Annotated in this window: 15 protein-coding genes; 2 read left to right on the plus strand and 13 right to left on the minus strand. The window is 58.1% G+C overall.

The features are described 5' to 3' along the window. Positions 1–30: 30 nt before the first annotated feature. On the minus strand, positions 31–1,497 hold the full coding sequence (gene guaB, locus EDF82_RS10260; RefSeq protein WP_123755364.1) for an IMP dehydrogenase: 1,467 nt from the start codon (positions 1,495–1,497) through the stop codon (positions 31–33). Positions 1,498–1,655: 158 nt separating this feature from the next. Between guaB and xseA the strand changes: the two genes are divergently transcribed. Continuing rightward, complete coding sequence (xseA, locus tag EDF82_RS10265; protein WP_123755365.1) at positions 1,656–3,026, plus strand: exodeoxyribonuclease VII large subunit; 1,371 nt, start codon at positions 1,656–1,658, stop codon at positions 3,024–3,026. Between the two features lie 13 nt (positions 3,027–3,039). Here xseA and EDF82_RS10270 read toward each other — a convergent pair whose 3' ends face one another. From EDF82_RS10270 to EDF82_RS10325, 12 genes are all read right to left on the minus strand, one after another. Further along, a complete protein-coding gene (locus tag EDF82_RS10270; RefSeq protein ID WP_123755366.1) occupies positions 3,040–3,258 on the minus strand; it encodes a zinc ribbon domain-containing protein in 219 nt (72 codons plus the stop codon). A gap of 50 nt (positions 3,259–3,308) precedes the next feature. Continuing rightward, entirely contained in the window at positions 3,309–4,394 is a 1,086-nt protein-coding gene (locus EDF82_RS10275; RefSeq protein ID WP_123755367.1) for a Gfo/Idh/MocA family oxidoreductase, read from the minus strand. A 144-nt stretch (positions 4,395–4,538) separates the two neighbouring features. Then, on the minus strand, positions 4,539–6,017 hold the full coding sequence (gene der, locus EDF82_RS10280) for a ribosome biogenesis GTPase Der (protein ID WP_123755368.1): 1,479 nt from the start codon (positions 6,015–6,017) through the stop codon (positions 4,539–4,541). A 159-nt stretch (positions 6,018–6,176) separates the two neighbouring features. Beyond that, entirely contained in the window at positions 6,177–7,355 is a 1,179-nt protein-coding gene (bamB, locus tag EDF82_RS10285; RefSeq protein WP_123755369.1) for an outer membrane protein assembly factor BamB, read from the minus strand. A 10-nt stretch (positions 7,356–7,365) separates the two neighbouring features. Next, complete coding sequence (locus tag EDF82_RS10290; RefSeq protein WP_123755370.1) at positions 7,366–7,986, minus strand: YfgM family protein; 621 nt, start codon at positions 7,984–7,986, stop codon at positions 7,366–7,368. A gap of 34 nt (positions 7,987–8,020) precedes the next feature. Further along, positions 8,021–9,295: a histidine--tRNA ligase gene (hisS, locus tag EDF82_RS10295; RefSeq protein WP_123755371.1), complete on the minus strand. Its 1,275-nt coding sequence runs from the start codon at positions 9,293–9,295 to the stop codon at positions 8,021–8,023. Between the two features lie 91 nt (positions 9,296–9,386). Then, positions 9,387–10,508, minus strand: a complete 1,122-nt coding sequence (gene ispG / locus EDF82_RS10300) for a flavodoxin-dependent (E)-4-hydroxy-3-methylbut-2-enyl-diphosphate synthase (protein WP_123755372.1) — start codon at positions 10,506–10,508, stop codon at positions 9,387–9,389. A 26-nt stretch (positions 10,509–10,534) separates the two neighbouring features. Then, entirely contained in the window at positions 10,535–11,512 is a 978-nt protein-coding gene (gene rodZ, locus EDF82_RS10305) for a cytoskeleton protein RodZ (protein ID WP_123755373.1), read from the minus strand. Between the two features lie 272 nt (positions 11,513–11,784). Then, positions 11,785–12,951: a bifunctional tRNA (adenosine(37)-C2)-methyltransferase TrmG/ribosomal RNA large subunit methyltransferase RlmN gene (locus EDF82_RS10310; protein ID WP_123755374.1), complete on the minus strand. Its 1,167-nt coding sequence runs from the start codon at positions 12,949–12,951 to the stop codon at positions 11,785–11,787. A gap of 359 nt (positions 12,952–13,310) precedes the next feature. After that, complete coding sequence (ndk, locus tag EDF82_RS10315; RefSeq protein ID WP_041146713.1) at positions 13,311–13,742, minus strand: nucleoside-diphosphate kinase; 432 nt, start codon at positions 13,740–13,742, stop codon at positions 13,311–13,313. Positions 13,743–13,903: 161 nt separating this feature from the next. Further along, positions 13,904–16,228, minus strand: a complete 2,325-nt coding sequence (gene pbpC / locus EDF82_RS10320) for a peptidoglycan glycosyltransferase PbpC (protein WP_123755375.1) — start codon at positions 16,226–16,228, stop codon at positions 13,904–13,906. After that, positions 16,229–21,175 (minus strand): alpha-2-macroglobulin, encoded by a 4,947-nt coding sequence (locus EDF82_RS10325; RefSeq protein WP_123755376.1) that lies wholly within the window; start codon positions 21,173–21,175, stop codon positions 16,229–16,231. It abuts the gene before it with no gap. Between the two features lie 557 nt (positions 21,176–21,732). On the opposite strand from EDF82_RS10325, the gene EDF82_RS10330 reads away from it, so the two are divergent. After that, complete coding sequence (locus tag EDF82_RS10330; protein WP_123755377.1) at positions 21,733–22,944, plus strand: hypothetical protein; 1,212 nt, start codon at positions 21,733–21,735, stop codon at positions 22,942–22,944. The last annotated feature ends 10 nt before the right edge of the window (positions 22,945–22,954 follow it).

The following is a 22,954-nucleotide window of genomic DNA, read 5'->3' on the forward strand; positions in this document are numbered from 1 at the left end:
ATCGCCCGGCGCATGGCCGGGCGATGAAAATCAGGAGCCCATGCGGTAGTTCGGGGATTCCTTGGTGATCGTCACGTCGTGAACGTGGCTTTCCTGGATACCAGCCCCGCTGATACGCACGAACTCCGCTTTAGTACGCAGGGTGTCGATGGTACCACAACCGGTCAGTCCCATACAGGAGCGCAGGCCGCCCATCTGCTGGTGAATGATCTCTTTCAGGCGGCCTTTATAGGCAACACGGCCTTCGATACCTTCCGGTACCAGTTTGTCTGCCGCGTTGTCGCTCTGGAAATAACGGTCTGAAGAGCCTTTGGACATCGCGCCCAAAGAACCCATACCGCGGTAAGATTTGTAAGAACGCCCCTGGTAAAGTTCGATTTCACCCGGAGATTCTTCGGTACCTGCCAGCATGGAACCAACCATGACGGCCGCGGCGCCAGCGGCGATCGCTTTGGCAATATCACCGGAGAAACGAATACCGCCGTCGGCGATAACCGGAATACCGGTTCCTTCCAGGGCTTCGACAGCATCAGATACCGCGGTAATCTGCGGAACACCCACGCCGGTCACGATACGGGTCGTACAGATAGAGCCAGGGCCGATACCCACTTTCACCGCGCTCACGCCGGCTTCAGCCAGGGCACGAGCACCGGCACCCGTTGCGACGTTACCGCCGATGATTTGCAGGTCCGGGTATTTAGCACGGGTTTCACGGATGCGCTGCAGAACGCCTTCGGAATGGCCGTGGGAGGAGTCAATCAGCAGTACGTCAACGCCTGCAGCAACCAGCGCATCAACACGCTCTTCGTTACCTGCGCCAGCGCCAACCGCTGCACCAACGCGCAGACGACCGTGCTCATCTTTACAGGCGTTCGGTTTACGTTCCGCTTTCTGGAAGTCTTTAACCGTGATCATGCCACGCAGATGGAAACCGGCATCCACGACCAGCGCTTTTTCAACGCGTTTTTCGTGCATTTTAGCAAACACGACGTCGCGGCTTTCGCCTTCACGCACGGTGACCAGACGCTCTTTCGGGGTCATGTAAACGCTGACCGGCTGGTTCAGATCGGTCACGAAGCGCACGTCACGGCCGGTGATAATCCCCACCAGTTCGTTGTCTTCGTTCACCACCGGATAACCGGCAAAACCGTTACGTTCGGTCAGTTCTTTCACTTCACGCAGCGTGGTGGTCGGCAGGACGGTCTGTGGGTCAGAAACCACACCGGATTCATGTTTCTTCACGCGGCGAACTTCATCCGCCTGGCGTTCGATAGACATGTTTTTGTGAATAAAGCCGATGCCGCCTTCCTGTGCCAGGGCAATTGCCAGGCGCGCTTCCGTTACGGTATCCATGGCTGCGGAGAGCATTGGAATATTCAGACGAATGGTTTTCGTCAGCTGAGTGCTGAGATCGGCAGTATTCGGCAGAACGGTAGAATGAGCGGGAACGAGGAGGACGTCGTCAAACGTCAGAGCTTCTTTAGCGATACGTAGCATGGGCAATATCTCGACCAGGGTGGATAAATATTGCCGTGGCATTATACAGAGCGTAACCGATTGCATCCACCCTTTTTTGAAAATAATACTTGCGATTGCCCCTCAGCAGGTTACTATCGACTGAATAACCTGCTGATTTAAAATTTGATCTTGCTCACATGTTGCCATCTAAATCTCCCTCCATTTTCACCGTCAGCCGCCTTAATCAGACGGTTCGTATGCTGCTGGAACAGGAAATGGGTCAGGTCTGGATCAGCGGCGAGATCTCAAACTTCAGCCAGCCCTCCTCCGGTCACTGGTACTTCACCTTAAAAGACGATAACGCCCAGGTGCGTTGCGCGATGTTCCGCAACAGCAACCGTCGGGTCACCTTCCGCCCGCAGCACGGGCAGCAGGTGCTGGTTCGCGCCAATATCACCCTGTATGAGCCGCGCGGCGATTATCAGATTATTGTTGAAAGCATGCAGCCCGCCGGTGAAGGCTTGCTGCAGCAGAAGTATGAGCAGCTAAAAGCCTTGCTGGCGGCGGAAGGCCTGTTCGAGCAACAGCATAAGCAAGCGCTCCCCTCTCCGGCCCACTGCGTCGGGGTGATCACCTCAAAAACCGGCGCGGCGCTGCACGACATTTTGCAGGTGCTCAAACGGCGCGATCCGTCGCTGCCGGTGGTTATCTACCCGACCGCGGTGCAGGGTGACGATGCGCCAGCGCAGATCGTTCGCGCCATCGCCTTAGCCAACCAACGTGCAGAGTGTGACGTACTGATCGTGGGTCGCGGCGGCGGCTCGCTGGAAGACTTATGGAGTTTTAACGATGAACGGGTCGTGCGGGCGATTTTTGCCAGCCGTATTCCGGTCGTCAGCGCTGTCGGGCATGAAACTGACGTGACCATCGCCGATTTTGTCGCTGACCTGCGAGCGCCAACCCCTTCTGCTGCTGCGGAAATTGTCAGCCGCAATCAGCAGGAGCTGTTACGCCAGTTGCAATCCGGTCAGCAGCGCCTGGAAATGGCGATGGACTATTTCATCGCCAACCGTCATCGTCGCTTTACCCAGCTGTTCCACCGCCTTCAGCAGCAGCATCCTCAGCTGCGCCTGGTGCGCCAGCAAACGACTCTGGAACGCCTGCGTGAGCGTATGCGTCAGGCGCTTGAAACGCAGATGAAGCGTGCCGATCAGCGTCAACAGCGCATCGTACAACGCCTGAATATGCAGAACCCGCAGCCGCGTATTCATCGCATTCAGTCACGGATTCAACAGCTGGAATATCGTCTTGCCGAGAACATGCGCGCGCGCTTAAGCGATCAACGCGAACGTTTTGGCAGCATGGTGACCCATCTCGAAGCCGTCAGCCCGCTGGCGACGCTGGCGCGCGGCTATAGCGTCACTTCAGCCAGCGATGGCAAAGTGCTGAAACAAACCAAACAGGTGAAGGCCGGCGATCGGCTCTCCACTCGCCTGAATGACGGCTGGGTAGAAAGTGAAGTTACCGTGGTCACGCCCGTGAAGAAAACACGGGCCAGGAAAGCCTGACGGCGCATCCGCCTTACTCAGGCAGAACCCACTCCACACGCTTTTTCGAGATCAGCCCGTGTCCGTGCTGACAAAAATAATCCACCGCCCCGCACGCCTTTAATACCTCGAGCGGTTGGTGGCAATCCGGACAGCGGGCCTCCGGTGCAAAGTCTGTTGCACAGTGGCTACAGTGCGCACTCTGCCCCTGCAGTTCCAGCGGCGCATGACAAACAGGACAGGCAAGTTCCATGGTGATTCCTTACTGAAGGTTTATCTGCCCAGTTTATCATGACATCCGCTTCAGTGCGGCCCGCGTAATTGCTGCTGTAGCTCCAGCAGCAGCGCCACCTCGTTGATCCGCCGCTGGGTTAAGCGGGCGACCTCATCGGGCGCGCGGACAAACAGGCTGTTGTCGCCCAGAATATGCTCTCCCAGGCAGTGGTCGTAGATGGCACCAGCGCGCCGCCAGCTGTCGACGCGCTCACCGTCAATCAACGACACCACCTCGCAATTATCACGGCGATCCTGGCTGATGATCCGCCCGTCACGCAGCCACAGGCGAAGCCCTTTCTGACCTCCGGAAGGCCCGGCATATTTGTTGAGCCAGATATTAAGCGCAAGACCGCTGATCTCCCCTGTCAGGTGGGCGCTGCCTTCTGCAGTGTGAAAATCGCCTGGCGCGATGGCGCGACCGAGCCGGTCGCTGGCCTGCCGGACCGCAAGATGAATGTCATCTTCCCCACCACAGTAGCGAATGGTTTCGCGCAGCATGGCCAGCACATGGGTACCGATATCGAGGATCACGCCATCGGGATGGCGCAGCTGACGGGTGTCAGGTTCACCGGTGGCAAAGTTGAGCGCCACCGGCTCGCCGTTTGCATTAAAACCGCTAGGCTCCTGCAAAAAGCCGTCGATACGGACGATGTCGCGGATTGAAGAGACCAGCGGCTGGCGGCTTAGCGCCGGACCTTCCCAACGGGCGTCCAGCTCACCTAAGGCCAGCTTCAGCGCGCCATCACGCGCCATCCAGTGATCGAGCGCCAGAACCCGCCGCGCGGTATGCGGATCGCTAAGCCGTGCCCGCAGACGGGCAATCTGTTCCAGGGTAGCAACAACCGGCTTTTCCACCACAATGCGCGGACAGTCTGAGGCCAGCGCCGCTTCCAGCACCGGTAGATGCTGTAACGAAGCGGTGGTGATAAACAGCAGATCCAGTGGTTTGTCGAGCAGCGCCGCCAGCGACTCACAGCAGGTGATGCCCGGCAGTTTTCTCCCGGCATTAGCATCGAAGCCCCAGCACGCCGTGAGCGGTATCGCCAGACGCCCGAGAGCCGGAAGATAGGCAGTTTCGACAACCGCACCCAGTCCAATAAATCCTACTTGCATCGTGACCCTGCCATCGTGATTGCCAGATAATCAGTAAAAAGTATGCGGTTATTATACACGCCGCACCGTCGTCCGCTGCGGATTCATTCAGCGGCAGGATGCGTTCCTGAGGGATAAAAAAACCCGCCAGCGGCGGGTTTTCCATTATTTGCTTTTCTTGATGTGTTTAATCAAGCGCTTACGCTTACGCATCTGGTTCGGCGTCAGGGTATTACGTTTGTTGGCAAACGGGTTCTCGCCCTCTTTGAACTGGATACGGATCGGCGTCCCCATGACTTCCAGCGATTTGCGGAAGTAGTTCATCAGATAGCGTTTGTAAGAATCCGGCAGGTCTTTCACCTGGTTACCGTGAATAACCACGATCGGTGGGTTATAACCACCGGCATGAGCATATTTCAGCTTCACGCGACGACCGCGCACCAGCGGCGGCTGGTGATCTTCGGCAGCCATGGTCATGATACGGGTCAGCAATGCCGTCCCGACACGACGGGTTGCGCTGTCATAGGCTTCGCGTACGGATTCAAACAGATTACCCACGCCGCTACCGTGCAGGGCGGAGATAAAGTGGATACGGGCAAAGTCGATAAAGCCCAGACGGAAGTCCAGGGTTTCTTTGACCTGCTCTCTGACTTCCTGGCTCAGGCCGTCCCATTTGTTGACGACAATCACCAGCGAACGCCCGCTGTTGAGGATGAAGCCCAGCAGAGAGAGGTCCTGGTCGGAGATGCCTTCACGGGCATCGATAACCAGCATCACGACGTTAGCGTCTTCGATCGCCTGCAGGGTTTTGATCACCGAGAACTTTTCGACTACATCGGTAATTTTCCCGCGCTTACGCACGCCCGCGGTGTCGATCAGCACGTATTCACGCTCATCGCGCTGCATCGGAATGTAGATGCTGTCACGGGTGGTGCCCGGCATGTCGTAGACCACAACGCGGTCTTCGCCAAGAATACGGTTGGTCAGCGTTGATTTACCGACGTTCGGACGGCCGACAATCGCCAGTTTGATCGGCAGATCCTGCGGGTTGAAGTCATCTTCCGGCTCTTCAATTTCTTCGCCGTTTTGCTCGGCTTCAAACTGCGCCCAGTACGCTGCATCTTCATCGACTTCTTCCGAAGGGTCGATTTCTTCTGCCCATGGCAGCAGGACGTGCTCCAGCAGGCTGGTAACACCGCGACCGTGAGACGCCGCGATCGGGTGAATATCACCCAGCCCCAGCGACCAGAAATCGGCAATCGCCTGATCGGCATCGATACCGTCAGTTTTGTTCGCCACCAGGAAGGTTGGTTTTTCACGAGAACGGAGGTGTTTCGCGATCGCCGTATCCGCCGGCATCAGGCCCGCACGGGCATCAACCATAAACAGCACCACGTCCGCTTCTTCAATCGCCAGCAGGGATTGTTCCGCCATCCGGGTTTCAACGCCATCTTCTGTGCCATCGATACCGCCGGTATCGATACAGATAAATTCGCGACCTTCAACTTCAGCACGACCGTACTTACGGTCACGAGTCAGCCCCGGGAAATCCGCGACCAACGCATCACGAGTGCGCGTCAAACGGTTGAAAAGCGTGGATTTTCCAACATTAGGGCGCCCGACAAGCGCGACCACAGGTATCATGTTAAATGCCTCTTACAAATTGCTATGCAACGTCGTTTTGACGACGTTTTTAAAAAAGTCAAAACGGCCCCTGTGTGCCAGGGGCCGTTTATCAATATGCACTATACCGCTGTCTCCCGTCGCACGAAGCAACCCGGTCAACTGGGTATGTCGCTACGACTAACGCGTAATGGAATACAGCGTGCCGTCTGTTGCCTGGATCAGCAGTCGACCATCGGCTACTGCCGCGTCGGTACGGAAGCCGGAGCTATCCACTTTCTGCTGGGCCACAAAGTGACCATCCTCTGGGTTAATCCAGTGCATATAGCCTTCGCTATCGCCAACGACCAGGTTGCCATTATACAACACCGGCGCCGTTAACAGGCGATGTAATAGATCGCTTTGCGTCCACAGCGTAACACCACCTTCAGTGGAGAGCGCCAGGATGCGGTCATTCTGATCGACCATGTAGATACGATCGCCGTCAACGATAAAGTCGTTCACGGAGCCCAGCTCACGTTTCCACATGATCTGGCCGCTACGCAGATCCAGCGCCGTCAGGTTACCATTATACGCCAGGGTATAAACCACGCCATTAACGATAACCGGAGTGGTATCGACGTCATTCAGACGGTCAATTTCAGTCGGGCCGGTTGCCTGGGAGATACGCTGCTGCCAGATGATCTGCCCTTGCTGCATCAGCACGGCGCTCACGCGACCGTTATCACCGCCAACGATGGCTGCGCCATAGGCGGTCGCCGGAGCAGATTCACCGCGCAGGGACAGCGCCGGCATATCCAGGTTGACGGTCCATTTGACCGCGCCATCCGTTTCGTTCAGCGCCTGCAGCTGGCCGTTGCTGGTATGCACCAGCACCATGCCGTCGCTGATGACCGGACGAGAAATCGCTTCACCGGCGACACGCGCCTGCCACGCCACGGTACCATCGCTGGTATTCAGAGCGTACAGCTGGGCTTTTTCGCTACCGATATAGACATGGCCGCCGGAGACCGCGATACCACCGGAAAGCAGCGCCGGGGTCCGTGAGAACCAGCCGTCTTTCTCAGCCAGGTTAATTGACCAGACTTCTTTACCATCGTCAGCATTCAGCGCTTTGACGGTGCCTTTACGATCGGCCGCATAGACCACACCGTCCGCAAAAGCCGGGTGCAGGTTAGAATAGAATTCGCCGATACCATCGCCAACAGAGGTGCTCCAGGACGTGGACGGCGTAAACTGATTTTCCACCGTCGGCAGTGGCGACATTTTCACCACATCTTCTTCGCTGTTAAACAACGAACAACCGCTTAATAAGGTAACGGAAAGCAGCCCTGGCAAAAGTAATTTACGCAATTGCATCGAGTCCCTCTCAGATGGACAGATTATTTATTTTCATACGCATCATTTCGCTGAGCGCTGGTGAAGCATCGCTTTTCACGCCAGCTTCCCAGGCTGCGCGCGCGCCTTGCTTATCGCCTTTATCGAGCAGAATCTCACCACGGAGATCGGCAACGATAGCAACCCAGCCCTCGCCTTTAATACCATCAAGGGTTTTCAGCGCTTCATCTGGTTTCTTCAGCTGCAGCTGTACACGCGCGAGACGCATATTGATAACCGACTTCAGGTTATCATCCGGCGCCGCGGCGAGGCCCTGCTGAAGCTGCTTTTCGGCATTTTGCAGATCGTTCTTGTCAACAAAACGCTGCGCCAGTTCCAGTGAGGTGAACGCACCGTAGGTATTTTTGTTGTCAGCCGCAAATTTCTCTGCCGTCGTCAGCGCTTCAGGCTTGTCTGATTTGAGCCCAGACATCGCGTTCTCATAGGATAAAGACGACTCTCTCGCCGTATCCTGCTGATGAGAGCTCCAGTAGCGCCAGCCAACCAACGCACCAATCCCTAAAATCACACCAACGGCCAGCGCTTTACCATTTTCGGCAAAGAAACGCTTGAGCGCATCGACCTGATCGTTTTCGTTGTTATACGTTTCCACGCAGTCCTTCTCCTGACTAATGATTCCCGGGAGATTAACCCAGTAGTGCGCGCAAATGCGCAGCAACGCTATCCTGCGTTACGGTAGTTTGCTCACCTGAGCGTAAATCCTTCACCACCACGTTTCCGTCAGCAATTTCTGACTCACCGACCACCAGAGCAACACGAGCGCCCCATTTGTCCGCGCGGGCAAACTGCTTCTTAAAGTTGCCGCCGCCGTGGTTAGTCATCAGCTTAACGCCGGGCAGCGCATCGCGAACCCGCTCAGCCAGACGCATTGCGGCGGACTGGGTGTCGGTTCCGGAGGCTACCAGGTATATATCGACAACGGAATCGGCTTTAAATTCCGGATTAACTGCCTGGACCAGTAAAACAAGACGTTCCAGACCCATCGCGAAGCCCACAGCCGGCGTTGCACGCCCGCCCAGTTGCTCCACCAGGCCATCATAACGACCACCGGCACACACCGTTCCCTGCGAGCCGAGGCTGGTAGTCACCCACTCAAACACGGTACGGTTGTAGTAATCCAGTCCGCGCACCAGGCGCTGGTTCACGGTGTAGCGAATACCGGCGTCATCCAGCAGAGCACACAGCCCGGCGAAATGCGCTTTAGAATCTTCATCCAGGTAGTCGCCTAACGCCGGTGCGTCGTTCAGCAGCGCCTGCACTTCCGGATTTTTGGAATCCAGAACACGCAGCGGATTGGTGTACATGCGGCGTTTGCAGTCTTCGTCGAGCTTATCTTTAAACTGCTCAAGATAGGCGACCAGCGCATCACGATAGGTGGCGCGAGCTTCCAGCGAACCAATAGAGTTCAGCTCCAGCGCGACGTGATCGGCAATCCCCAGTTCACGCCACCAGCGAGCGGTCAGCATGATCAGCTCCGCGTCAATATCCGGGCCCTGCAGGCCAAAGACTTCAACACCCATCTGGTGGAACTGACGATAACGCCCTTTTTGTGGACGTTCGTGGCGGAACATCGGCCCGACGTACCACAGGCGCTGTTCTTGATTGTACAGGAGACCATGTTCGATGCCGGCACGTACGCAGCCCGCCGTCCCTTCCGGACGCAGCGTCAGGCTATCGCCATTGCGGTCTTCGAAGGTATACATCTCTTTTTCAACCACGTCGGTGACTTCACCGATCGCGCGTTTGAATAACGGGGTCTGCTCTACAATCGGCAAACGGATTTCGCTGTAACCGTAGCTGCCGAGTACCTGTTTCAGTGAGCCTTCAATGCGCTGCCAGAGAGCGGTCTCGCCCGGCAGATAATCGTTCATGCCACGGATGGCTTGAATGTTCTTTGCCACGTTTAATCTCTTTATATATATACAAAAATGAACCCCGACGCCGCGCGTCTGCAGGTTCAATCATACACGGGAAGTGATATACCGCCCCAGATTATTTCTCTTCGACCTGCTGAACGTCGATACGACGCGCTTCATCGAGCATCGAGGCTTTGGCACGGATGCGCGCTTCCAGCTGATCGATCATATCGTCGTTATCCAGTCGGTCTCTGCGCACGCCGTCTTCATACAGGCCGCTTTTTTTATTGCCGCCGGTCACCCCGAGCGTCGATACCAGCGCTTCGCCAGGACCGTTCACCACACAGCCGATAATTGAAATATCCATCGGCGTGATGATGTCTTCCAGGCGCTGTTCCAGCGCGTTGACGGTGCCGATCACGTCAAATTCCTGACGGGAGCAGGTTGGGCAGGCGATGAAGTTAATGCCGCGCGCGCGAATACGCAGAGATTTCAGGATATCGAATCCAACCTTGATCTCTTCAACAGGATCCGCCGCCAGCGAAACGCGTAGCGTGTCGCCGATCCCTTCATTGAGCAGCAGACCGAGGCCGATCGCCGACTTCACCGCGCCACTGCGCGCGCCGCCGGCTTCGGTGATCCCGAGGTGCAGCGGCTGATCGATCTGCTTCGCCAGCAGGCGATACGATTCAACGGCCAGGAACACATCTGACGCCTTCACGCTGACCTTGAATTGATCGAAGTTCAGACGATCGAGATGATCGACGTGGCGCATCGCTGATTCGAGCAGCGCCTGCGGCGTCGGTTCACCGTATTTTTCCTGCAGATCTTTTTCCAGCGAACCGGCGTTGACGCCGATACGGATCGGAATATTTTTATCGCGAGCACAATCCACAACCGTGCGGATACGCTCTTCGTTGCCAATGTTGCCCGGGTTGATACGCAGGCAATCCACACCGTACTCCGCCACTTTCAGGGCGATACGGTAATCAAAGTGGATATCGGCGACCAGCGGTACATTGACCTGTTGTTTGATGAGCCTGAACGCTTCTGCCGCATCCATCGTCGGCACCGAGACGCGGACAATATCCGCGCCAACGCGTTCTAATGCTTTGATTTGATTTACTGTCGCTTCCACATCGGTGGTGCGCGTATTGGTCATCGACTGGACGGCGATGGGGGCACCATCGCCAATCGGCACATTCCCAACGTAAATACGTTTCGATTTTCTACGTTGAATCGGAGCCTGGTTATGCATGAAAAATCTCCCGCGTTACCCGTCTGTTACTGCGCCGCAGTTGGTTCGGCACTAAGGGTCAGACGCGCAACCTGGTTAGTTCTGATAAAACGACTTAAATCGACGGGTTTACCCAGATACTGAATCTGTACGGCTGCCGGAGCACCGATTTTCAGTTTGTAAGGCGCCTGACCGCTGAGGTTCAGGTTACCGCCCTTACGCTGTAAACCGCTGAACAGTTTTTTGCCGGTCGCATCGCTGACTTCCAGCCAGCAATCAGCGGAAAAGTTCAGCACCAGGTCCTGAGCGGCTGCCGCGGTTGCGGTAGCATCAGCCGGGTTAGTTGGCAGCGGCGTGGCCGGAGCCGGTGTCGCTGCGGCAGTATCCACATTGGCCTGAGACGGCGCCACGACGGCGTTGTTGTCTACCGGCGCCTGAGCGGTGGCCGCTGGCGCTGGGGTGGTATCAACAGGTGCGCTGTTGGCGATGTCGCCAGCGTTGTCCGGCGCTGTGCTGCTTGCTCCGGTATCCAGCGGAATATTCTGGTTGCTGTCGCCGGCGTTTAACTCCGCGGTCGACTGGTCGGCCATGGACGTAATCTCTGCCTGCTGCGCTTTATGGTCTTGCCACCACCAGGCGCCGCTGAGGCCAATCACCACGAACAGTACCAGCCAGGTGAAGCTCATCAGCCAGCCGTCACGCTTTTTACGGCGCTTGCCCAGCGAGAAGCTCTGCATCGGCGCAACTTTTGCCGCACGGATCGGGGCCTGTTTTGCCATCATCGGCAACAGTTCTTCTTCCGGAATGTGGACAAGACGCGCATAGGAGCGGATATAACCGCGCAGGAAGGTGGAAGCCAGATCGGCAGGCGCCTTATCGTCTTCGATGTCACGAACCGTGGACACTTTCAGGCATAAGCGCTCAGCCACCGCTTGCTGGCTGAGTCCGAGTTGTTCGCGGGCATTACGCAGACGCGCGCCCGTGGTATTTGCTTCTTGATGGTCTTGAGTGGCTTCAGTATTCATTCGACAACTACTGGTACGTGAATTTAAAGTTCAGCGCCGGTCAGACCCGCGCCGCGAAACATCTGCTAAACGACATACAATGAGTATAAATCCGCCTGGCTAACTCTCACATATACTTATCAATACTGCATGCTAAGCGGTTGTAGTGCCGCTACATACTGCCTCAAAGTCGACAGAAACGCACCGTAATTATTGCCTGAACTGGCGTATTTCGCCTGGCGATTAGGCTTAAATACGCAGCACGCGCTTTATGACGCGCGCTGCGTTATTTATCAGACCGTTTTCACTTCAATCGCTTCACCCTGCATACGTTTACGCATCGTACGTTTGGTACGGTCGATAACGTCGCCGGCCAGCTGACCGCAGGCGGCATCGATGTCGTCTCCGCGGGTTTTACGGACGATGGTGGTGAAACCATAATCCATCAGGACCTTGGAGAAACGGTCGATACGGCTGTTGGAGCTACGGCCATACGGCGCGCCCGGGAACGGGTTCCATGGGATCAGGTTGATCTTGCACGGCGTATCTTTCAACAGCGCAGCCAGTTCATGCGCATGCTCGGTGCCATCGTTAACGTGATCGAGCATCACGTACTCAATGGTGACGCGACCCTGGTTGGCGTTGGATTTAGAAATATAGCCGCGAACCGAGTTCAGGAAAGTCTCAATGTTGTACTTTTTGTTGATCGGCACGATCTCATCACGAATCGTATCGTTCGGCGCGTGCAGGGAGATCGCCAGCGCCACATCGATCATATCGCCAAGCTTATCCAGCGCCGGCACGACGCCAGAGGTAGACAGCGTGACGCGACGTTTTGACAGGCCAAAACCGAAGTCATCGAGCATGATTTCCATCGCCGGTACCACGTTGGTCAGGTTCAGCAGCGGCTCGCCCATCCCCATCATCACCACGTTAGTAATCGGGCGCTGGCCGGTAATTTTGGCCGCACCGACGATTTTCGCCGCGCGCCAGACCTGGCCGATGATTTCCGACACCCGCAGGTTACGGTTAAAGCCCTGCTGCGCCGTCGAGCAGAATTTACACTCTAACGCGCATCCGACCTGCGACGAGACGCACAGAGTGGCGCGATCGTCTTCCGGAATGTAGACCGTTTCAACGCGCTGATCGCCAACGGCAATCGCCCATTTGATGGTGCCGTCGCTGGAGCGTTGCTCTTCGACGACTTCCGGCGCGCGGATCTCCGCGACTTCTTTGAGTTTGTTGCGCAGCACTTTGTTGATATCGGTCATATCATCAAAATCATCGCTGCAATAGTGATACATCCATTTCATCACCTGATCGGCGCGGAAAGGCTTTTCGCCCATGTTTTTGAAAAACTCGCGCATCTGCTGACGGTTCAGATCCAGCAGGTTGATTTTGGCATCTTTGTTCGGCACCGGCAGAGCGGCGTTATCAGGTGTGACAATATGTTCAGACATAATCGATTCCGGCCTCGTTGTTACACGTTATGGCCCCAGGAGGGTTGAAAAAAGAAACGCCCCTGAGAACGAGTGCTCGTTCAGGGGCGCTGCATTGTACAAATTCTGGCGTATCAATACCACGTTTGCACGCGGCAATGATGAAAAAATCTGTTACGGCGTACTTAATCCTCTATGGCTCTCCGATTATCGAAAAGACGACGAGGCGATAAAAAAGTCTGCTGCCGCAGACTTAATCCTCTATGGCTTTTCGATTGTCGCAAGGCGGCGAGCAAGTAAATCCCCGGGAACATAGATAACTATGTGACCGGGGTGAACGCGCGAAGCCAACACAGCGACGGCCGAAAAGACGACGAGGATTAGCGAGTGCGCGGGCAAACCTCGCCTTCAGCAAAGAAGAACGCGATTTCGCGAGCCGCAGACTCAACAGAATCGGAACCGTGGGTGCCGTTCTCGGTGAAGCTGTCCGCGTAGTCAGCGCGCAGGGTGCCCGCCAGCGCGTTGTCCGGGTTGGTTGCGCCCAGCAGGTCACGGTGACGCTGCACGGCATTTTCGCTTTCCAGGACGGAAACAACGATCGGGCCAGAGGTCATGAACTCAACCAGACCGTCGAAGAACGGGCGACCTTCGTGCTCAGCATAGAAGCCGCGAGCCTGCTCAACGGTCAGATGCAGCATTTTGGTGCCGACAATTTTAAACCCTGCAGCTTCAAAGCGAGAAAAGATGCCGCCAATAACGTTTTTTGCCACCGCGTTTGGTTTGATGATGGAAAAAGTACGTTCAATAGCCATGATAACCTCTTATATATGTTGTTCTGTTTCGCAGATGAGACCGATAAATACGGCGCGAATTATAATCATCATCTGCCGCCGTTGCCTATGTGTTTAGGTAACATTTTTTTAAAAAAAAGCGACCTTAAACAACAAATCCAGCCAGTCAATGCAAATTCCACTTATTGCAGCGTGAAACTGGCGGTAGCGATCTGGCCACTTTCCTCCATCACCACCAGCTGATAGCGGCCAGGTTGTTCCAATGGCAAGGTTGCACTGGAGCCGGACGCCGCCTGCGGTTCACCATTCAGGAACCACCAGCGCCGCCCTTCTCCACCGCTTGTCTGCAACGACAGCATCACCCGAGCTGCCCCCGGCAGGCGTTTGATCACCGCGCCATCCCCCACGCCGGTCAGCACCAGCGGGGCGACATCCAAGACCTGCGGCGGCGGACAACCGGCAGAGACCGGCCCCAGCCGGGCAGCACGCCGCTCGCTCGCCGGCAGCCAGGGTTCCAGCGGCAGCGGCCAGACATCGATCCGCCGCTCGACGGCGCCGGGGCAGTCTGCCGCCACGCGCCGTCCTTGCTCATCAGTCCATACCGGGAAGCGAATGCCACGAGCGCCCTCCTGACCCGGAAGCAACAGCGTCGGCGGCTGGCTGCCGTCCAGCAGCCATGTCGCCAGCCGCCGACGGCAGTTGCTGTCTCCCGCCGCCAGGCTCTGCCCGCCCGGCCAGCAGATCGTCGCCGCGCTCACCGACGCCGGTCGCGGGTCGACGGGCAACCCGCCGCGCCCCGTCATCGGCCGTGCCAGCAGCATATTATTGACCTGATTTAACAGCGGTACCGCACTGGCAAAACCAAACTGTCCCACCACCGGCGTACCGTCCGGCCTGCCGGTCCAGATGCCGATCAGATACCGGGCGTTCACCCCAATCGCCCAGGCATCGCGGTAGCCGTAGCTGGTGCCGGTTTTCCACGCCAGCGGCACCACCTGTGGCAAAGAGGCATCCGGCACCGGCTGCGCTTCACCGGCCAGGATCCGTCGGACGATCCACGCCGCGCCCGGCGACAGTAGTGGCCTTTCCACCAGCGGCGCGTCCGGCGTCATCCGCAGCCGCGCGGCCTTGCCGTGGCGGGCGAAGGCGCTGTAGCCCGCAACGATATCTTCCAGCCTCGCCCCCGCCCCGCCGAGGATCAGCGACAGGTTTGGCTCGGCGCCTGCCGGAAGCATCAGCGGCAGACCGGCGTTACGTAAAGTAGCGGCAAAGCGCTTCGGCCCGTAGGCTTCAAGCACCTGCACCGCCGGCAAATTCAGCGAGCGCACCAACGCCTCGCTGGCGCTGACCGGGCCATGAAAGCCGCTGTCAAAATTTCCCGGGCGATAATCGCTAAAGCGTCGCGGAACATCCTGCAACAGCGAAGCCGGATGAATCAGCCCGTCATCCAGCGCCATACCGTAGACAAAAGGTTTTAATACCGAACCCGGGGAGCGCACCGCCGACACCATGTCGATATGGCCGAAACGGCTATCGTCGGTGATATCCGCCGACCCCACCCAACCACGCACGCGCATGTTGGTATGGTCGACCACCACCATCGCCAGCGAGCTGCGCGGCGGCAGCCGCGATTTCCAGTTGAGAGCCAGATCTTCCAGCTGCCGCTGAAGCCCGGCATCCAGGGTGGTCACCACTTTTTCCTCGCGGCTACTCGCCAGCATACGACGCGAGAAAAGCGGCGCCAGCTGCGGCATCTGCCGCGGGAACAGCCAGACCGGCTCTTCTTTCGCTTCCCGCACCGCGCTGTCAGGCCAGACGCCCTGAGTGCGCAGTCTCTCCAGAACCTTATCCCGGGCAGCCTGAGCCCGCTGCGGCCAGCGGTCAGGACGTAAGCGGCTCGGTGCCTGCGGCAGCACCGCCAGCAGCGCCGCCTCGCCATAGCTCAGCTGCGCCGGCGGTTTCCCGAGATAGGCCCAGCTGGCGGCACCAATCCCCTGAAGCGTGCCGCCAAAGGGGGCACGATTAAGATACAGGGTCAGAATATCGCTTTTTGACAGGTGCCACTCCAGCTGCAGCGCACGCCATAGCTGGCGCAGCTTGCCGCCGAAAGTACGGGGATGAGGGTCGAGCAGGCGGGCGACCTGCATGGTCAGCGTACTGCCGCCGGAGATCACCCGCCCGGCGTGCATATCCTGCCAGGCGGCGCGCAGCACCGACAACGGGTTAACGCCCGGATGACGCCAGAACCAGCGATCTTCATACTGGATCAGCGCCTGAAGATAGCGCGGTGACACATCCTTCAGGGTCACCGGATAGCGCCAGACGCCCTGACTATCGGCGAACCGCCACAGCGGCGTGCCGTCTTCTGCCACCACCACCCGGGCCGGTACCACCTCATTGAGCGGTAGCGGCCACAAACGGTCGGCGGCCAGTACCACCAGCCAGAGTATAACGATGCCCGCCGCCAGCCAGCGCCAGCGGCGGGATATGCGCAACCACCAGCGCATTTACGGTGTAATAACCAGCGGACCGCTGGCCGCACCGGTTGCCCGCCATTGCGGAACATACATGGATTCTACCTGCGGTTGCGGAACCTGATAGGTTCCCGGCGTCACCGCGCGGGCCAGATACACCAGCGTGACCGGCTGTCCTTCATTAATCGCCACCGCGGCGACAAAGCGATCGTCGCGGAATTCGATATGCTGAATATCAGCCTGCTGCATCTGGTTCAGTAGGTTCTGCACCCCTTCGCCGTTCTCCTGCAGGCTGGCGCTGCTGTTCGCCAGGTTCTGGTTTTCCAGCTCCAGCCCCGCCGGCAGCAGATCCACCACCAGCGCATCCGGCACGTTTCTGTTGGCGGTCACTTCAAGTTTCACCAGCACCAGTTCACCGCTGCGTAGCGAGCTCAGCGATTTCTGCTGGCCATGGGTATCAAAAATATGGCGTTCGATACCCAGCACGTTCCCCGCCGGCTGCGGCGCGCTAAGCGGATAGCCGCTGCTGTCAACGCGCAGCCACAGTGGTTGATTCCCGGTGTTGCTGACCTGCAGGGTTGCCAGACGATCGGCGCTCAGGTTTTGGGTCAGCGGTTTATCCGCGGAGAGCGGCTGCGCCTGCAGCGAGGTCTGCGCCTGCCAGTTGCCGGGCAAATTCTGCAGCGTCCGGCCTGCGAGGAACAGGGCGTTGGTCTCCTGGGTAGAGAGCCAGCGCTGGCCATAGGCCTCTTCTGACAGCGTGTTCAGTAAGCGAGTCTGCGCTTCCGGCAACAGCTTGTTCTCTTCCAGCAGCGCCAGCTTCAGCGCATCGTCGCGCAACGCGCTGCCATAATCGCCAAGCCAGCGGTTCTGATCCTGACGCGGGGTGGTCATCGCCAGCTCCAGCGCCCGATCGCCGCGCGGGGCATCCCCCATCGCTTTCAGGGCGATCCCCAGCTGCAGCAGCGACAGGCCGGAACGCGCCTGCTCATGCCGGTTCCAGATTTCACGCAGTGCACCCAGCGGCGCTTTTTGCTGACGCGCCAGCACCAGCGCCGCATAGGCCTGGGCGGCGAAACGGCTGGCCGCGGTATCATCGCTGTAACGCACGGTCATCAGACCCGGCTCCTGCAGGTAACGCAGCAGCCGCTGATTACCGTTATTCAACGCCTGAGTCGGCACGCTATAGCCCTGCTCGCCCGCACGCACGAGGAAATCCATCGCATAGGCGGTCAGCCAGTACTCCTCCGGCCCTTCTTTGTCCCACAGGGCGAAGCCCCCGTCAGCACGCTGCATATTCAGCAGGCGGGAGATGCCGATCTCCACCGCCGCGCGGCGTTTCTCATCGCTGTCACCGACAATACCCCACGTTTTTAGCTGCGCGGCATTGGTGTAAAGCGACGGGAACAGCCCGCTGGCGGTCTGCTCCAGGCAGCCATACGGGTAAGCTTTCAGCTCGCGGATATAGCGCGCCAGGTTAAGCGGCGGCTTGCCGCTAAGCACCAGTTGCCCCTGGAGGGTCGCCGGCGAGAATCCCTGAGTTTGTGCTGCCGGTACCAGCCACTGCTCTCCCGGTTGCAGCACCACGCCGCTGTTTACCGTTTGAGCCGGGAAAGCCGGGCGCACGCCAATCTTCCACTGTTTCTGGATGGCAGCGAACGCCTCGCCCGGCAGATTCAGACCGTCGATAGTGGCGTTCACCTGACCATCGCCGAAACCTTCCCGCGCGCTCACCGGAATAAACAGTGTGCTGCGGGCGCCGGGCGCCAGCTGTACCGGTGGGATGGCCCCGCCATCGAGCTGTAGCAGGCCGCCGGCGTTCAGCGTAACGTTCAGGGTTTGCGGCCGGTCGGTCAGGTTGCTGAGATCCAGCGCCAGCCGGGTCGTGTCGCCGCTGGCGAGGAAGCGTGGCGTGTTAAGCTCCACGATCACCGGCGCGGCGACCACCACCTTCTGGTCGCTGCTGCCAAAGTCATCGGCGGTCCACGCCTGCGCCATGACCCGCAGCTCACCGTTAAAGTCGCCAATCGGCAGCGTGACCTCACCTTCGCCCTGCTCATTAAGCACCACCGGCTGCGCCTGTTGGGCAATAATGGTGACGTGATTTACCGGCGGTTTACCGCCGCGTTTAAGCTCGTCGCCGTCGCCGCCGAAGCGCAGGCTGGCAATACGCCCCTGCCCCTCAATGACCTGGCCGTAGATATCATAAATATCCGCGCCATAGCGTTTCTGACCGAAGAAGGCATTCCACGGGTCCGGCGTCGTGTAATCGGTAATATTCAACACGCCGCTATCCACGGCGGAGAGCAGGACGTTCACCTGTTTTGGCACGTCGCCCTGCTGCACGCTGGCTTTGACTTTCACCGTCAGCGGCTGGTTCGGACGCATCTTTTCAGGTGCCTCCAGCGCGAGGTTCAGACGACGGTTTTCGTCGCCCAGCGGCAGATGCAGCAGGCCAACCGCCCGTTTCGGCGTTGCGGAGCGGGATTTATCTCCGGGACGAATCACCAGCGTGCTGAGATAAAGGTCGTGACGGTTCCAGGTTTTATCAACCGGAATCGACAGCGCCATTCCGCTTGCCGGAACGTCGATCTCCTGCCACCACAGCGGGCCTTCGCTGGATTCAACCATGGCATAGCCTTTGCCTGCGGCAGGCGCGGCGATCTGCAGCTTGATGGTATCGCCGGGTTTGTAGGCGGCTTTATCCAGCTTCATGGTGACCCGATCCGGGCGCGCCGCGCCGGTACCGTCGCTGTTATCCTGCCAGCTGTAGCCTGCCCAGAAACGCACGCTGCTGACCGAATCATTCGGGCCTTTGACCTCCAGGCGATAAGAGCCCCATTCCACCGGGAAGCTCACCTTCGCGGTTTGCCCGACCGGAATATCCAGCGAGGTTTCGCCTTCCTGCAGATCTTTTTGATCAAACTGCGACTGCCAGCCTTCGCTATCTGACCAGTTCCAGTAGTAGTCGCGACGCTCGCGGATCAGGCGAACCTGCAGGCCGGAGACCGCTTTTTTCTCGCCTTTGGCATCGGCATAGACAACGTCAAACGCGGCGATGCTGTTTTCATCCACTACCGGCTGTTTCACGGTGCTGTCGGTGCGGTAGTCATACACATCTTTGAGGGTAAATTCGGGACGGATCCCCGGTAGGGTATCCGCAGGCCAGATCGCTTGTTGCACGGTACGGGTAACCGGACGACCACCGGATTCCAGCAGGCTGGCCTGGAGGATCACCTGCAACGGTGAATGGCTCTCCTGCCACTGGCTGGCGGTGGTCACTTCACCATGCCCTTTTTCGTCGAGCGTCATCTGGACTTCATCGAGGCTCCGGGAGAGGTTTTCCTCCGCAATATCGCCAAACTGGAAGCCCGGCAGAGCGGTCACCGCGTCACGCAGCGGGCGCAGGAACAGCTTGCCCTGCAGCTGGTTGCCGCTTGCCGGGGCGCCGTACAAATAGGCACCGGCCACCGCGAAGCGAACGTCGGCATTCGGGGCGAGCGGCGCGTTTTGCGGCGTCAGATTCAACGCCATGCGTTCCGGCATAAAGTCTTCGACGTGGAAATCCCACTCGCGCGGCTGGTTGTCGCCGGTGCTGGCACGAACGTGCCACATGCCGGTCGCCGCATCGCTACTGAGCGGGTAAGTAAACTGATACAGGCCGTTGACCGGCTTGCTGACCTGCGAACGGATCACCTGGCCATCCGGCTGAACCACTTCCAGTTTTACCGGCTGCTCGGCCAGCGGTTTACCGTCGCCGTCACGCAGCAGCGCGTTGAGGATGACCGTCTCTCCTGGGCGGTAGAGATCGCGCGGGCCAAACATAAAGAACTGTTTGCTGAATCCTGGCGCGCCGGCAATCGAGAACTCGGCCAGATCCAGCGCGGGAAGCTTGAGATCCAGCAGCGTCGTCTGGCCCTCTTTGCGGGCCAGCAGCAGCGCCGCGTCTTTATCGGTTTGCAGCGTCACGTGACCCTGGCCGTCGCTTTTCGCCTGGGCCAGCGTCTGCCCTTTGGCATTGAGCAGCTGTACATCGATATCGGATTGCGCGGCGCCGTTTTCGAGGCTCTGGGTAAAGACGTCCAGTCGGTTATGGTAGCGGTGCGCCGACACGCCGATATCGCTCAACGTAAACAGGGTCGCGGCATTACTGTAGCTATAGCGCCCCGCCGGGTTCATCACCGCCACATAGACGCCTGGCTGCTGTAACGGTTGGATATCCGCCAGCGGCAGCAGCAGTTTCTCGCGGGTATTACGCGCCGGGTTAAGGTCGAAGCGCCCGGTGTAAACCAGCTCGGCCATTTTCAGCAGCTCGTCGGATTCCCAGTTACTCAACGAATTGCGGTACTCCCACTGGCTGACGAACGCCGACAGCGATTCAGGTTTAACGCGGTAAAAATTAACATCGACGTTATCCACGTTCAGCGCCATCACCGGCAGCCCGGCCACTACTTTACCCGGCAGCAGCGAACCGCGGCTGGCAAAGCCTACGCTGGGGGCAATATCCCGGGTGGTAATGGTTTTTTCAAATGAGGTATCGAAGGTCGCCGCGTTCAGGGCCACCAGCGTCGGATCGACAGAGACAATCAGCTCGCGTTTGGGCTCAAGGTGGCGCAGCCGCAGCGTTTTCAGGTCGGGCGAGAGTTCCCAGGCGCCGTCAACCTTGCCGCTTTTTTTATCGACCAGGTGCACGCTGCGGGAGAAATCCTGATCCGGCTTCAACGGCACGGAAAATGTCAGCACCAGCGCCGCGGCGCCATCCAGCTGGAGCTCCGAGGCATCGAGCAGGGTCAGCGCCTTGCCTTTGCTTTTTTCCGCCAGCGCCGCCAGTTGGGTGCTATCAAGTTTTGCCCCCTCCTCTTTCGCCGCGGGCGATGCCGCAGGCGCGACGGCCTCTGTTTTACTGCTGTCGTCACACCCGGTGAGTGAGAGTGCGGTCAGCAGCGCCAGCGACACTGCCGCTAAACGAAATGGTTTCATCCTTTAACCCCTTGGCCCAAACAGCCAGATACCTATCGTGCTCTCATTATCATGCGTCGGCGACAGAATTACCAATCGGGGACGCTTTCTTCAGCCGGTTCAACAGCCAGTGCTCCCGCAAACCGGTGACGCCTCGCAAGCAAAGAACAACCTGATAATACTCACGGCGATAAACAGCATAATTAAATAATCCGCCGTAGCAGGATACTTCCCTGTTAATTTCATTCCGGATAGCAGAAAGATGAATTCCGAAATTAACGACTGCACGTGAATATAATTTGACAATATTGCGGCATTATTTTATTTCAACGTATACCCGTCATACGTCTTATTGCTGGCTACCCGTGCGTAGAACGGCGTTGCTGCGTGCAGGCACCGCATGCCCCATGGTGATATCTGCGCGGGTGCCTGAAAGAGTGCTGGTATTTCGGAATGTCGATGCCCAGTAATACATTCGGTGGTGATGAAATCGGCCGCACGTTCCGCGGGCGAAATAAATGGCGCAACATCACGCCGCTCCACATTAATAAATGAAATAAACAACACGAGATTTATTTATGCCACAAATGGTCGCGCTCTTTCTTATTATTTTTATTTTATATGCGGGCGATGTTATTTCCACCCGCACGAAAGCCTGGATCCCCTCCGTTTTTGTCTGCGCGGTGCTGTTTCTCGCCGGCTACTGGACCTTTTTCCCCGCCGATATTATTAGCCAGGCGGGGATCAATACCCCCGTCGCGCTGCTGATGATGTATCTGCTGATCACCAATATGGGCACGCTGCTCTCGCTGAAAGAACTGATGCGGCAGTGGAAAACGGTGATCATCTCGCTTGCCGGCATTGCCGGGATAACGCTGGCCGTCTTTGCGGTGAGCCTGATGCTGTTCGATCACAACACCGCGCTGGTGACCATTCCGCCGCTGGTGGGTGGCGTGGTCTCTTCGCTGATCATGTCGCAGGGCGCCAGCAATGCCGGTTTAGTCGACCTGTCGGTACTGGCTATTCTGATGTACGTCATGCAGGGCTTTGCCGGCTATCCCCTGACCGCCATTATGCTGCAGCGCGAAGGGAAAGCGCTGTTGGCGCGCTACCGTAGCGGCGACTATCGTCCCGAGCACGCTGACGGCGACCCGACGCTCCTCGCCCCCGGTGAGGAGACCATGCCGCGGTTGTTTCGCCGTATCCCCACCAGCTACAACACCGCCTATTTTAAATTCCTGCGCCTGGCGATAGTGGCCTGCCTGGCCTGGTTCGTGTCGGACCTGGCAAAGCCGTGGGTCAGCATCAGTCCGTTCGTCCTGTGCCTGTTTTTTGGCGTGGTCTTCACCTCGCTGGGGTTCCTCGAAAAGCATACGCTGCACAAGGCCAACGGCTTCGGCTTCGCGGTCATGGCCTTGATGCTGTTTATCTTTGATTCCTTGAACAAAGCGACCCCGGAGATGCTGCTGCGCCTGCTTTATCCGATGCTGGCGCTGATCGCGACCGCGATAGTCGGCATGTATATCGTCTCCTGGCTGGTGGGCAAAGCGCTCGGCGTGAGCGGCGCCATGTCCTTTGCCATCTCGCTGACCGCGCTGTATGGCTTCCCGGCGGATTACATCATCACCAACGAAGCCATTAACGCCCTCACCCAGGATGAAAAAGAGCGCCAGATCCTCACGCAACATATGCTGGGTCCCATGCTGGTCGGCGGGTTTATCTCCGTCACCATCGTCTCCGTCATTCTGGCCGGCGTACTGGTGGGCTATCTGACGCCTGCTATCGGCTAAGCCCGGTCAT

This window comes from Klebsiella sp. BIGb0399 (assembly GCF_003752615.1).
Classification (GTDB): Bacteria; Pseudomonadota; Gammaproteobacteria; order Enterobacterales; family Enterobacteriaceae; genus Klebsiella; species Klebsiella lignicola.